This window comes from Aliiglaciecola sp. SL4, assembly GCF_041538045.1.
Taxonomy (GTDB): domain Bacteria; phylum Pseudomonadota; class Gammaproteobacteria; order Enterobacterales; family Alteromonadaceae; genus Aliiglaciecola.
The window spans coordinates 134,126-148,064 of record NZ_JBGOSE010000004.1; the positions used below are offsets into that span (position 1 = coordinate 134,126).

Here is a 13,939-nt window from a genome sequence, read left to right on the forward strand (position 1 = left end):
TCAGCTCCTTATTGATAACGAACCAATAACTTGGTTGTCTTTGTTGTTAATTGCGCCTTGTTGAACCTCAAAGCCTTTATCCTGCGCTAGGCGCTTGAACTCTTCTAATGCTTCAAAGTTGTTGGCTACGGCTTGCAGTCGCAACTCTGAGCGGGTGCTGTCGAAGCGTATGGTTTGTGGCTTAACTTGGCTACTTTGAAAGGCTTCGGTAAGCTGTGACATCATTGCCAACATGGAAGCTTGACCACCGCCGTTACTGAGTTTATTTAGTTCCCTTTCCATTGCTGTGCGGATTCGAATGGGCTTAGGTTGATTCGGAAAGGCTTTGGCAAATTGCTCATGCATTTGCTTGGTTAGATCAGCGCTTTGTTGTTTAAGTTGGTTTACTTGTATGCCTTTATCCACCAATGTTACCAATAGAGCGGCAACCGCAAGTACCGCAGCCACTCGCCATTTGCGCCACTCACTACTGCTTTGTTGTTTAGCTTTAAACTCGCCTTGTAATAGGTTAAACGAGGTTTTCAGGGCACCCGTTGCTAGTAATTGCATGGGTAAATCGAGTTGTTGTTCGATTTGTTCAACATTGGCCAAATTAGAAATATCTAAATCACTGTGATTGGCTACTTTTAACGGAATTGTTTGCTGTTTTGCAAAATGCTCAGTGGCTTGTAATAACCAGCTTGCATCTCCCTGTAAACCTTGCCATTGATCTTGACGAATAATGGCTTGTTGCCCTAGGGTGACTAAGGTCCATGCATCATCTACATAGGGAAGAGCAAGTACATCTGGAAGCATTTTGTTGCAGAATAAACCGGCTTTTTCGATGGCCAGTAACCAGTCTTGCATCTTGTCTCGGCTAACTACGGCAACGGCTTGCATATTGCCATCTTTTTCCCCTAAGGCGAAAAACTGCTCACTAATGTCCATGCTTAAATCTTCTTCAAGCATGTAAGGTATTGCTGTTAGCGCTTTTCGAGACGCTTTTGCAGGCATGGCGACCCATTTTAGTAACAAGTCACAACCTGGGACTAAGGCTGTAATTGGGCGCTTACCGGCTCGTTCAGATAAAGAGCTGAGCTGTTCTGCGTTATCTAGTACGCCAGAGGCAATAATTTCATGCTCTTGACCAGACCAAACTAACCAATTTACAGGATCTAGAGTGGTTGAGCCTAGGCGTATAACCAGATGTTCCATTAAAGTACTCCTCCAAATTCTCGTCGTATGACAATCACTTGGTCGTTATTTTCTACTTTCAGTAGGGAAGACATAGCAAATGTGGCGTTATTGTAACGGGTCTTGGTATGTAATAGAAAGTATTCTGTTTTTACATCAAACCAACTTTGTTGTTGGTCAGTTAAAGTGTGGTTAGTAAACAGTGTTTCAGCTAAAAAGTCCTGCACATTTTGATAGCCATCGGGTTCACGGTTACTAATAAGATTTTGTATGTCTGATACAGGGGCTCCCGTTAGAGCGGCTAATACCGGTGCTTGCTCGTCGGTGATGGTATTCACATTGATTTTCATTTCTGAGACATTGGGAATAACACAGATCATTGGCAACAATTCAGTAATCCACTGGGGATCTACACCGTTCACTAAACGGATTTCTGATTTGCTTACCATTAGGTTGTTAGCGGCTAAGTAAGGGTTCACTAACGATGCGTAATCAGCATCTTCAGCGCCGCTTTGTGACATATTGTCATCTTGGTCTAGCCAATCAATTAACGAGTCTCTGACCACCTCTACCGAATAGTTATCTAATTCAGGAACGGTGCTAGAAAGCAGACGTTCGAAAGCTAAGGCTTCTTCAGGTGCGGTGTTAATATCGCCACTAGTGTTTCCACGCACAACCTCCTTTACCTCACTATTGCCGTTGCTGTTATCACTATTATTGTCGTTTTGGCTACTTTGTTGTACCCGGTTAACCGAGTCAATGGCATTCAAATTCAAACAGGTTTGCATATCGGTTAACTGTGCTTGTATACCTCCCCCTTCTAATGGAAAAGTAAACTCTTCAGACCAACCCCCTTCTAACGAAACCACATCTGAGTCCGACTCTAATAATAGACGGACAGACTTGATAGCATATTGCTCGGCACCCATTGCATACCAAAATGCTTGGTTATTATCTTTAATATTGGTGGCGCGGGAAACTTGTAGCTGTAACCGAGAGCCCATTTCTGTGGCAATAATGGCAACCAAGGCAACAATCATTAACACAATGATTAATGCAACGCCTTGTTGCTTGGCTGGGTGTAATAACCGAGTATTCACGAGTCTTCTGTGCTCATTAAAAATTGCCGCTGAATCACGCCGAAGTCTTGGCTGGTGATGGTCACTCTGACTGCTACGGGAAGGGTGTCTTGCGCGTAGGAGTCGTCCCAGCTTTCCGAATCTGCAGAATCTTCGTCAGCATTTAATAAAAATTGAACTTGAAAGTCCTCTATGTTGCTTAATAACACTCGGACTTTGGGTTCGAAACCAACAACGTTATCCACGTAATTACCAAACAGACGTTCTAACTTTCCTTCTTGCATACGATAAGCGACGCTTTGCAGCGTGCTGCGCTGCAACATTAATTGCGGGTTCTGCCAGCCTGTTCGTACAAATGCAAATCCATCGGCCTCACTCTCCAATAAGTTCTTTTCCCCTTGCATTACTTGGCTGTTTTCTTGACCCTCTATGCGAACCGCTCGAGGAACAGCTTGCAGCAAGTCCCGCTCTATAGTGAGCATGGCTCTTTGCAACGTTTGTAGCTTTTCAAAACGATTTTCAGATAACTTGTCGCTGTCGATTACCGCGGTCATAACGCTGGTGGAAGCAATCCCAATAAGTGTGAAGATTGCTACTGCAATCATGATTTCAATTAGGGTGAATCCTTGATGCTTTAGTCCGTTCATCGGGTGATGCTCTTGGGTTGCGCCAGATAGGTGGTAACACTGGTGATGGTGCGCTCGAAGTTTTCATCCTTACCCACGACGATTTCAACCCCGATTAGAGCATCATCGGGTGTGGCTAGTAACTTCTGTTGCCAATACCAAGTTGTGCCGGCCATCTTTTCTTCACCCTTAAGATTGTCTTTTAATGGCCAGCTGTTTTCGATATTGATTTGGGTTAGACGGTTATTGGCAACCCAAGTGGCAAAAGTAATATCTTCTATTTGGCTAACGCCGTTTAAATGATCTGTGGCTGATTTCATGATAGCTGTGCCGGTAATAGCAAAGATTAACAGCGCTAACATCACTTCTAACAAGGTAAAACCTTGTTGCTGGTGGTTATGTCTCATAAATCACTATCCAAAGGCCCTAACCTTTCTATGGGCACGGTATCATTGGAATTTAACTTGAAATAAACAGGATCATCATTAGAAAAGTCAGGTTCATACATCATGGTCAAACTAAAAGGCGTTACGTCTCCGCTGGATAACAACATAATTTGCGGTGGCGGAAGTTTTTTCTCTTCTTCTTCATTGCCAATGTCTACACGGTCTTCATCGAAGGATAAAGATTCGTCAAATATGCCGTCGCTAAACAAATTGCTTTCTTCTACCCAAGGTAAATCGTCTAGCTCTAATTCCAGCGAGTAGGGGGCGGGCAATTGATAACGGCCAAACGCTTGTTGTCCTTCCAGTAATTGCCAATTTTGCTCGTCATCTAACCACATAAATATGTATTCAGCGGTTTCGGGTTCGATGCGAATGCCAATTTCTTGCTGGTTTAATACCGCGAAATCCGAGGCCATATCGACAACAATTTGGAAGCGTTTGGCTTGCTTTTCTAACTCTTCAGATGGGGTGGGCGCAAAGTTATTAAACGATATAACACTTATTACAATTCCCATAATTGCTAGCACCGCCATGATCTCGATGAGAGTAAATCCTGAATGGTACTTAGGTGACAGTGCTCGCATTATGGGTAACTCAATGGTTAGTTAAGGTAATCGCCAAGATTCCAATTACCAATATCGTCTTCTGTGCCTGGTTCGCCGTCTGGACCATTTGAAAACACATCGATTACGCCTAATTCACCAGGACTTAATAGCTGGTAAGGATTATCCCAAGGATCATTAGGTAGGCGATTAATGTAGCCGCCAGTGGGATAATTACGAGGAATAGGATCTATTGTAGGCTCACTCACTAAGGCTTCTAAACCTTGTTCTGTGGTTGGGAAGCGGTTATTACTCAATTTATAGCGGGTTAATGCACTTTCAAGGGATTGAATATCAATGGCCGCAGCTTTACGTTGTGCCTCTTCTTGGTTTCCAAGAATTTGCGGCGCCACTAAACCTGCCATGATTCCTATAATCAATAACACCACCATTACCTCAATTAAGGTAAAACCAGACTGTCTAGGGTTGTTCTTTTTCATTACATATTCACCATATTATTAAGCGCTAAAATCGGTTGTAGGATAGCCAGTACAATAAACAATACAATTGCTGCCATACTCACAATCAAAATTGGTTCAAAAACTTTCAATGAGACACCCACTAGGGCTTCAAATTCCCTATCTTGGTTGTCTGCTGCTCGTTTTAACATTTGTTGAAGTTCACCACTTCTTTCACCGGATGCAATCATATGCATCATCATTGGTGGAAACATTTTAGTTTTTTCTAAGGCTCCACGTAAGCTAGAACCTTCTTTTACTTTAACTGCGGCCTCTGCCACAGCTTCTCTAATGTGCAAATTCTCGAGTACATCACCAGCTATACGCATGGCTTCTAATAACGGCACCGCACTGGCGGTTAAGATACTCAAGGTGCTAGCAAAACGCGCGGTGTTCAAACCTTTAGACACTTTACCAATTAAAGGCACTTCTAAAATAAACTTGTGATAGCGCTTTTTCATCAGCGGTTTTTGGAGTATTCGTTTAATGACAATAACCAAGACAACAATGACTACCATGGCGATTAGTCCATAGCTCTGCAACCAGGTACTGACTGATATTAAGATGCTAGTAATGGCTGGAAGTTCCTGCCCCATGTTGTCAAATTGTCCAACTATTTTCGGTACAACAACTGTTAGCAGTAGGAAAATAATACCAAAGGCAAAAAATAACATAATGGCAGGATAGACCAGCGCCTGAGTGATTTGACTGCGAGTACGCTGGCTTTTTTCGGTGTAGTCAGCCAGTCGATTCAGCACTGTGTCTAAATGTCCCGACTTTTCCCCAGCGGCTACCATGGCACGAAAGAGCTCGTCGAATACTTGTGGGAACTCGCCCATGGCATCGGCCAGAGAGTGCCCTTCCACTACTTTACTGCGAACTGCCATCATCATATTTTTATGACGAGGCTTTTCACATTGTTCAGCAACGGCTAAAAGTGCTTCTTCGATGGGCAAAGCGGATTCAACTAGGGTAGCGATTTGGCGTGTTAAAAGGGCGAGATCGCTGGCAGATATTCCGCGCTTGAATAAGGTGAATCGATTTTTGTTGTCGCGTTGTTGCTGTTCAGTTACCTGCTCAACTTCTAAAGGGATAAGCTCTAGTTCCCGTAATTGTTGACGGATATGCCGAGCATTATCACCCTCTAAAACACCACTTTTGTTGCGACCAGATTGAGTTATCGCTTTATAAGCATAGGCGGCCACTATTAATCCTCTCGGGTAACACGGAGTACTTCTTCTAAGGACGTAAACCCAAGAAGTACTTTGTTACAGCCATCTTCGCGAATACTCGGTGTGTTTTTACGAACGTGTTTTTCTATTGCTTGTTCGCCATGACCATTATGCATAATGTCGCGGGTTGCTTCGTCAACAACCAGTAACTCGTGAATACCGGTTCGACCGCGATAGCCAGTTTGATTACAAGCTGCACAGCCTTTAGGGCTGTATATTTCTTGGCTATTGGTGGCATGTTCTAAACCGAGGATTTGACACTCTGCTTCGCTTGGTAGGTGCGGAGTTTTACAGTCGGCGCAAAGGGTTCTTACCAAGCGTTGAGATAAAACGGCCAGTAAACTAGAAGATAATAAGAAGGGTTCAATTCCCATATCTTCAAGTCGTGTTATTGCCCCTGCCGCAGTATTGGTGTGTAACGTAGACAATACCAAGTGACCGGTTAAACTGGCTTGCACGCCAATTTGTGCGGTTTCAAGGTCGCGGATTTCACCAATCATGACCACATCTGGATCTTGTCGCAATATGGCCCTCAGGCCACGAGCAAAAGTCATGTCCACACGGGGATTAACCTGAGTTTGACCGATGCCTTGTAAATCGAACTCGATGGGATCTTCTACGGTTAAGATATTACGGTCTTTAGAATTGATTTCACTAAGCCCTGCATACAAAGTGGTACTTTTCCCTGAACCTGTAGGGCCAGTTACTAAGATAATGCCATGGGGTTTACGAATCAAAGCCGAAAAGATTTCGCGATTTTTTAATGTCATGCCTAAATCCGTTAGGTTTAGACGGGCATTATTTTTATCCAATAAACGTAAAACCACCCGTTCGCCGTGACTTGAAGGCATAGTCGAAACCCGCACATCTACTGCACGTCCTGCGATTCTTAGGGTGATTCTACCATCTTGTGGCACACGCTTTTCGGCAATATCTAACTTTGCCATGACTTTTATACGGGAAACCAACATGGACGAAAGTTTGCGGTTTGGTCGCAGTATTTCCCGCAATACACCATCAACCCGAAAACGCACTATTAATTGGTTTTCAAAGGTTTCAATATGAATGTCTGAAGCACCTTCTTTGATTGCTTCACTTAACATGGCGTTGATTAATTTGATGATAGGCGCATCATCTTCATTTTCTAATAAGTCTTCGGTATCAGGCAGCTCTTCAGCTAGGGCAAATAAATCGCTCTCGTTACCTATATCTTCCATTAACTGCTTGGCAGCCGATGAGTCCCGCTGAAAGGCTTTAGTTAATAGATTTTCAAATTGTTCGTCGGCTATTTCTTTTAATTGAAAATCCGCCTGCAAGAAGCGTCTAACTTCGATAAAAATAGAAAAGTCAGTCATCGCCGTATGATATAAAATAGCCGGCTCTTCACCTGTATCTAACAACACTTTATGTCGCTTAGCGAAGCTAAACGCCAATTGTTTGTGCTGCTCTAATTCTTCACCTGGCGCAGCCTCAGGTGGCTGCACTGCTTCAACATCGAGGAGCGCTTGTTCTGACTTGAGCTCAGCATTATCAGCTGTTTCAATACTCATTAGTTCTCGCTTTCCTGCTCTTTTTCTAATAAATATTCGTCAAAGGTGGGTGGCAAGGCTAATTCATCGTCCCATTCCGGTAATACGGGTGACTCTTGAGTCGGCATTAATGGAATTCCCGCTGCACTGCGTTTTAATTGCTGTGCTCGAATATAGTTGTACTTTTTGTGGCTGATGCTATTCATAGTTGCCCCATCACGGACGATGGTCGGACGGATAAACACCATTAGGTTTCGTTTGGTTGTGCTGGTGGTAGTTGACTTGAACAAATTACCTAAAAGCGGAATATCTCCTAAAATAGGCACCTTAGAGATACTTTCTTGTACTTGATCGTCAATTAAGCCGCCTAAAACGATAGTGCCACCATCATCTACAATTACTGTGGTTTTGATTTCACGTTTGTTAATCGCAATATCAACTGAAGTTGCGCCACTGACGCTGGATACTTCCTGTTCAATTAACAGTTGTACCGCATCCCCTTCGTTAATTTGCGGGGTAACTTTAAGTTTAATACCTACCTCTTGACGTTCAACAGTTTGGAATGGGTTTGCGTTGTTTGAGCCTGTGGAAGACCCTGTAATAATTGGCACTTCCTGGCCGACAATAAAGAAAGCTTCTTCATTATCTAGGGTAGTTAAATGTGGAGTAGACAACACATTAGAATTTGTATCTGTGCTGACCGCTTGTAATACCGCTCCCCAGCCATCTTTCACTACACCCACCAGCAAACCGTTTAGGCCACCAAGCAACGACGCTAATGAGGTAAAATCACCCGAGGTGACTGAGTCGTAGGAATAGGGCTCACCATTATCATCGAAACCTGTAGTGGTAGTTACTTGGTCTTCAGCTTCATCAGCTGCAACGGCTAACGAGCCAATTCCAACAACACCATTAGTAAATTGTTGACCGCCACCGTCTTCACTTGCCCATTGAACACCTAAAGTGGTTCCGTCACCTTCATATACTTCTACAATGATAGCTTCAACCGTAACCTGGGCACGGCGAATATCTAGCTGGCGTATAACTTCTTCTAATGAGCGCATCATGTCAGGCTCAGCGGTTATTACTAAGGCGTTTGAGTCTGGGTGCGCATCAATACTCACTTCTCTATTACTCGAGGAGTTATTTCTGGAGTTAGCGCTAGATTGTCCGCCTTTCTCTTCTGCTTGAATGCTGGCACTGACACCTTGTAACACCTTAACTAAATCTTCTGCTTTGGCGTAATTGACAAAAATGACACGGGTATTACCACTGGTTTCCAGCTCTTGGTCCATTTTGGTGATGAGATCAATGAGGCGTTTACGGCTTTTATTATCACCAGATACGATAACACTATTGGTTCGGTCATCAGCAACAAGACGGGGTTCTGATTTACCCGTTGATTGCGCTTTGGTGGATGTTTTATTGATATTTTCAATAATTCTCACCATTTCCGATGCAGAGGCGAACTTAAGCTTAATAATTTCTACTTCTTCATCACCGGCCTGATCCACTCGTTCAATGATTTCCACCAAACGGTTCACAACTGCTGCTCGGCCGGTCAACATCATCACATTGGAAGGGTCATGACTGACTACATTGCCACCGCCAGCTTGGTCGTTAAGCTGTCGAAGTATAGGTGCAAGTTCTCTTACTGGTACGTTATAAACAGGCACCACGCGGGTGATCATTTCGTCACCATCAAAAGGTGTGCCTTGAATAACTGGGATATTAGATGTTTTTGCGTCTTTAGCTCTAACTACTTTTAATATGCCATTGGGCATTTCTACCACGGCAAAGTCGTACACTTGTAACACGTTAAGGAAAAATTGGTAATATTGCTCTTCATTCAAAAGATCATAACTACGTACGCTGATTTTACCGCGGACATCAGGGCTAACAATAATGGTTTTTTGCAGGTTTTTACCGACAATATTAATAAATTCGGAGATCTCAGCATTTTTAAAATTGGGTGAATACTCTTTCGCTGATGCCAAGGTTGACACCGTTAAAAACACTGCACACACTGCCAAACAAAAGCCTCTGAATCTACTACGGCTTGTTTGCGTCATAGGGATAATCCTCATATATCTTGTTCTTCTTCCCCATCAGGGAAATTTAAATACAAAGTGAGGACTTCCTCACTTCGACTAATTGATAGTTGGAGCGAATCTGCTTGATTTAATGCTGCTAAGGCTTCAATAGCCTGCTCAGGGTCAGTCAAATCCAATCCATTTATTTCTGTAATTATATCGCCTGCTTTAAATCCAGCGCCTTTAAATAAGCTTGGGTTCTTACCAGGTGCAATTTTATAGCCGGCTATTAATCCATCTTGGCCTTGAACAGGTGAAACCATAAAATATTCAGTAAAGCCGCTTGGATTACGACGTATTTCTTTGGTTGTTTTCACCATATCAGCTGTTAATTCTTTATGTTGTTCTTTGTCAGCCGCTCTATAGTCCACAAAGGGTTCAACAGGCGCTTGATAGGCTTGGCTTTCTTTCGAGTATTCTAACCCGTCTAACATTAAGGTTTCTCGCCTAGGGCCATTTTTAATGATTACCCTATCTGCGAAGACTTCAACTAAGCTTGCGTTTGTACCATCAATTTCATCATCGATGCCATAGGTATTTTGTGAGCCTCGGTTTTCAATTATTGCTGCACCAATGCCTGGCTCATCAGTTTCGACGACACCGGTTAAGGTTAAGTTTAACCGAGTTTCAGGGGCTTCAGTGATTTCCTGTTTGACTGGGGCGTTTTCTTTTGCAGTTAAATCGCCAAACAAGTTTAAACTTTTTAATTGTGATAAATTTACCTGTGAACTTGAATTACTCGAGTTATTGCCAGTTTGATTGGTTTGAAAACTCGGTTTTGCGGTAGATTCTGGCTCAGGAATTAGACGCCATGTCATCTCAGCTAAAAAAGCCAATAGATACAAAACCAACAAAATAACCACCAACAGATTAATCTGTGATTGATATTTGCTAATTTGCAGCCATATTTGACTTAAGTTTGTACTACTAAGGCTCATCTTTTACCACTTCTTGGTCGATTATTGTCGCTAAACGGGGACAATGATAACCAGTAGATTAGAGGGTCACAACTATTAAAGATTAACATTACCATATAATTACAGCTCACAGGTTTTTATGCTTACGGTCAATAGGCTCTATATATGAAGAATAAGACAGACAACAAAAGCACTGAAATAGTTCGCTTAGATAAGTGGCTTTGGGCTGCACGATTTTTTAAAACCCGATCTTTAGCTCGAGACATGGTGCAATCTGGCAAGGTGCAATATAATGGACAAAGAGCAAAGGCCAGTCGAAGTGTCGAATTGGGAGCGACAATTGTGCTCCCTGCCGGATTCGATAGCAAGGAAGTAATTGTTGAGGGGTTAAGTGATAAACGAGTTAGTGCCCCCCAAGCTCAATTACTTTATGCGGAAACGGAAAAAAGTATCGCGCAACGTGAAAAAAATGCAGAGGCGCGAAAATTAAGCGCATTTCATAGTCCTCGACCTGAGAGTCGACCGGATAAAAAGCAGCGTCGCAAAATTATTCAATTTAAACAGCAGTAAGAGAAAGTTATGTCCCAATTTGATCAGTTACATCGTTATGTTTTTACCAACGCCAACGTACGCGGTGAACTTGTCCAACTCGAAAACAGTTATCAAGAAATTCTCGATTCACAGGAATACCCTCCAGTTATTCAACTGTTGCTAGGTGAGCTTATGGCTGCAGCTTCTCTTTTGACTGCAACCTTAAAGTTTAAAGGTGAAATTGCTCTGCAATTGCAAAGTGAAGGTAGTATCAAATATGCAGTGATTAATGGTACCCATGATCAGAAACTGCGTGGTGTAGCAAGATGGGATAACGATGTAACCGAATTGCCCACATCTCTTACCGAGCTGTTACCTAAAGGTGTGTTGGTCATTACCATTACCCCTGAAGAAGGCGAGCGTTATCAAGGAATTGTGGCTGTCGATAAACCAACCTTATCTGAATGTTTAGAAGGGTACTTTAGCCAATCTGAACAACTACCAACCAAGGTTATTTTAAAAACCTCTGTAAGTGGTGATGTGAATAGAGCGGGTGGTTTGTTCTTGCAAGTTTTGCCAACTAGTAGCGAAATAACCAATGAGTCTGAACATACTGAATTTGCTCATTTAAGTACGATTAGCCAAACGATTACTGCTGAGGAATTGTTAGGTCTGCCCGCCACTGAAATACTGCACAGACTTTATCACCAAGAGGAAATCGAACTATATCCTGCTCAAGAGGTTAAATTTTCCTGTAGTTGCAGTAAAGAGCGAAGTGCCGCAGCAATTGCCAATGTGGATAAACAAGAGTTGTTAAATATTGTAGCTGAAGACGGTGCGGTACGACTAAATTGTCAATACTGCCATCGAGAGTACAGCTTTGATGCTATCGATATCGAATCTATCCATAACGGTGCATACGCAGCGCCAAAGCAAACTCAGTAGTGCTGCTTCTGCAAAGCCTGCCGCGTCAGCACAACTAAAGGTCTACGCTGTGTTTTTGTCAAGCGGCGAACATCAAACAGGATAAGAGTGGTAGATTTACTGAAGTTTTAAAGTTAATGACATTAACTAATCGGCAATGACACTCTGGCCACTAAGCCGCCTTGGGGATGGTTACTCAGTTCGATTTTGCCTCTATGTAGACTAACAATCCGTTTGATGATGGCTAGACCGAGTCCTGAACCTCCACTACCTCTGGCTTTATCACCTTGGGTAAATGGCTGAAACAAGTCTTCAATATTTTCTGTGGGGATGCCAGGGCCGTAATCTCGGACTTCAAAATACACCTGTTTATTACGCTTATCATGATAGCTAGTAATCAGGATGTTTTCACTGCCATAACGAAAGGCATTTTCAATGAGGTTATCTAACACTCGTTTGATTGCAATCCGTCTTATCATCACCATAGGTAGTTCAGTTAATTGCGTATCGATGTGGTAATTTTCTTGAATATTACGAGCGTGGACAACATCTTCAATCAACTCGTTCAAAGACAACATTTCACGACGCTCTCGAGTATCTTGACGCACATAATGAATAAACTGATCGATTATGTCGTTCATGTCTTCAATGTCGTGGACGATACCATCTTTTATCCATAGCTGTTCGTCGGGCAGCATTTCCGTTGCCAATCGTATGCGCGTTAAAGGGGTGCGCAAATCATGGGAAATCCCCGCAGTTAATAGCGCGCGGTCATCTTCTAACTGCTTAATGCCCTTCGACATTTGATTAAACGCGCTGGTGACCGCAATTAACTCACTTGCCCCTTGTTCTTTTAATGGTGCCGGGACCTTTCCCTTGGCTACTTCTAACGCTGCCATTTGTAAGGCGTGAATGGGTTTATTTAAGCGTCGCACAAAAATCCATCCGCCAGCGACACTCAAAATACCGATGACGATCAAATAAATGGTAAGGGGGGAAATATCCCCTTCGCTAAAACTAGCCATGGGAATGGATATCCACACGTTTGGATCTTGTGGTGGATTTACCCAAATTAAGAAAGGTTCTGAGGCTGAGATCCTAACGTCTGCTTCTCCACCGAGTAAATCGGAAATCTGACGAGAGAAAAATTGGTAATAAATAGCTTGTTGCAATCCACTTTCCACAGCTTGTTTTTCGCTGTATATGCGAATATTTGTAGCATCAAAAATGTGACTTTGGGTTTGCGGATTGAGGTAATCGACCTCATCCAGAAACACCATGTTAATTTGCTTGGCGATTAATGAATTTATCTGTTGATAATTAGGCCGGATAAAATAGTAAGTGACTGATAGATAGGACACCACTTGGTTAATCAGCAGCAATACACCAATTAATAAGACGGTTTGTCCAAATGCACTTTTAGGAAAGATTCTCACCAGCTTTGATTCAACCTAACTAACTTGACGTAAACACATTTATTGCGCTTCGCCATCGGGTACAAATACATACCCTAATCCCCAAACAGTTTGAATATAACGGGGATTGGCAGGATCGATTTCAAGCATCCTACGTAAACGCGATACTTGCACATCAATGCTACGCTCTAATGCACTGTAATCACGGCCTCTGGCCAAGTTCATTAGTTTGTCTCTTGATAGCGGCTCTCTAGGGTGGGTGACTAAGGATTTTAATACCGCAAACTCGCCACTGGTTAAGGTAAGGGCTTCCCCGTCTGCAAACATTTCGCGGGTGGCAAGATTCAATTTATACTTACCAAATTCCACAATCTGCATCTCTTGAGAGGGAGCACCAGGGGCTTCGTTAGTTTTACGACGTAGTACGGCTTTAGCTCGGGCCAGCAGTTCTCTGGGGTTAAAGGGTTTAGGCAGGTAGTCATCAGCGCCCATTTCTAATCCAATGATGCGGTCTACTTCATCACCTTTAGCGGTCAACATTATAATTGGAATTTCATTTTCTTTTTGGCGTAGACGTCGACAAATTGAGAGGCCATCTTCACCTGGCAACATTAAATCCAGCACTAACAAATGAAAATTCTCGCGTTCTAAAAAACGATCCATTTGCTCAGAGTTGGCAGCTGAACGTACTTGATAGCCCTGTTCTACTAAGTAGCGTTCTAGCAAACTACGTAGGCGCATATCATCATCAACAACCAATACTTTCTGTGTTTCTTGTCCCATGTCGACCCTCAAAAGGAAATACTCGTTAATCACACCACTATAAATGAATACTAGGGAATTCAAAAGATTAGCTAAGTAACAATGTTATGTGGAGTGTTACAAATTGTTTGTGATACGCCGTATAAACAACA

The 13,939-nt window shown here is 42.8% G+C and carries 14 protein-coding genes; 2 read left to right on the forward strand and 12 right to left on the reverse strand.

Translation table 11 applies throughout. The features are described from left to right. The 10 genes from gspL to gspC are packed head-to-tail and all read right to left on the reverse strand — an operon-like array spanning window position 1 to window position 10,176. Window positions 1-1,194, reverse strand: a complete 1,194-nt coding sequence (gene gspL, locus AB6T38_RS07685) for a type II secretion system protein GspL (protein WP_372546742.1) — start codon at window positions 1,192-1,194, stop codon at window positions 1-3. After that, on the reverse strand, window positions 1,194-2,273 hold the full coding sequence (gspK, locus tag AB6T38_RS07690) for a type II secretion system minor pseudopilin GspK (protein ID WP_372546743.1): 1,080 nt from the start codon (window positions 2,271-2,273) through the stop codon (window positions 1,194-1,196). Before gspK ends, gspL begins: the two co-directional genes overlap by 1 nt. After that, window positions 2,270-2,899 (reverse strand): type II secretion system minor pseudopilin GspJ, encoded by a 630-nt coding sequence (gene gspJ / locus AB6T38_RS07695; RefSeq protein WP_372546744.1) that lies wholly within the window; start codon window positions 2,897-2,899, stop codon window positions 2,270-2,272. Before gspJ ends, gspK begins: the two co-directional genes overlap by 4 nt. Then, window positions 2,896-3,285, reverse strand: a complete 390-nt coding sequence (gene gspI, locus AB6T38_RS07700) for a type II secretion system minor pseudopilin GspI (RefSeq protein WP_348491855.1) — start codon at window positions 3,283-3,285, stop codon at window positions 2,896-2,898. Before gspI ends, gspJ begins: the two co-directional genes overlap by 4 nt. Then, window positions 3,282-3,908 (reverse strand): type II secretion system minor pseudopilin GspH, encoded by a 627-nt coding sequence (gspH, locus tag AB6T38_RS07705; protein ID WP_372546745.1) that lies wholly within the window; start codon window positions 3,906-3,908, stop codon window positions 3,282-3,284. The genes gspI and gspH overlap by 4 nt, the downstream gene beginning before the upstream one ends. 17 nt (window positions 3,909-3,925) lie before the next feature. Then, window positions 3,926-4,366 (reverse strand): type II secretion system major pseudopilin GspG, encoded by a 441-nt coding sequence (gene gspG, locus AB6T38_RS07710; RefSeq protein WP_348491857.1) that lies wholly within the window; start codon window positions 4,364-4,366, stop codon window positions 3,926-3,928. After that, window positions 4,366-5,589, reverse strand: coding sequence for a type II secretion system inner membrane protein GspF (gene gspF, locus AB6T38_RS07715; RefSeq protein WP_372546746.1), 1,224 nt, complete (start codon window positions 5,587-5,589; stop codon window positions 4,366-4,368). Before gspF ends, gspG begins: the two co-directional genes overlap by 1 nt. Before the next feature lie 2 nt (window positions 5,590-5,591). Continuing rightward, a complete protein-coding gene (gspE, locus tag AB6T38_RS07720; protein WP_372546747.1) occupies window positions 5,592-7,166 on the reverse strand; it encodes a type II secretion system ATPase GspE in 1,575 nt (524 codons plus the stop codon). Then, window positions 7,166-9,217, reverse strand: a complete 2,052-nt coding sequence (gspD, locus tag AB6T38_RS07725) for a type II secretion system secretin GspD (protein ID WP_372546748.1) — start codon at window positions 9,215-9,217, stop codon at window positions 7,166-7,168. Before gspD ends, gspE begins: the two co-directional genes overlap by 1 nt. Window positions 9,218-9,228: 11 nt before the next feature. Further along, a complete protein-coding gene (gene gspC / locus AB6T38_RS07730; RefSeq protein WP_372546749.1) occupies window positions 9,229-10,176 on the reverse strand; it encodes a type II secretion system protein GspC in 948 nt (315 codons plus the stop codon). A 144-nt stretch (window positions 10,177-10,320) separates the two neighbouring features. On the opposite strand from gspC, the gene hslR reads away from it, so the two are divergent. Continuing rightward, on the forward strand, window positions 10,321-10,725 hold the full coding sequence (gene hslR / locus AB6T38_RS07735; protein ID WP_372546750.1) for a ribosome-associated heat shock protein Hsp15: 405 nt from the start codon (window positions 10,321-10,323) through the stop codon (window positions 10,723-10,725). A gap of 9 nt (window positions 10,726-10,734) precedes the next feature. Further along, a complete protein-coding gene (gene hslO / locus AB6T38_RS07740) occupies window positions 10,735-11,631 on the forward strand; it encodes an Hsp33 family molecular chaperone HslO (protein ID WP_372546751.1) in 897 nt (298 codons plus the stop codon). Window positions 11,632-11,753: 122 nt separating this feature from the next. Here the strand turns inward: hslO and envZ are convergent, their stop codons facing one another. Next, window positions 11,754-13,046 (reverse strand): two-component system sensor histidine kinase EnvZ, encoded by a 1,293-nt coding sequence (envZ, locus tag AB6T38_RS07745; RefSeq protein WP_372546752.1) that lies wholly within the window; start codon window positions 13,044-13,046, stop codon window positions 11,754-11,756. A 39-nt stretch (window positions 13,047-13,085) separates the two neighbouring features. Next, window positions 13,086-13,808: a two-component system response regulator OmpR gene (ompR, locus tag AB6T38_RS07750; protein ID WP_372546753.1), complete on the reverse strand. Its 723-nt coding sequence runs from the start codon at window positions 13,806-13,808 to the stop codon at window positions 13,086-13,088. Window positions 13,809-13,939 lie beyond the last annotated feature (131 nt).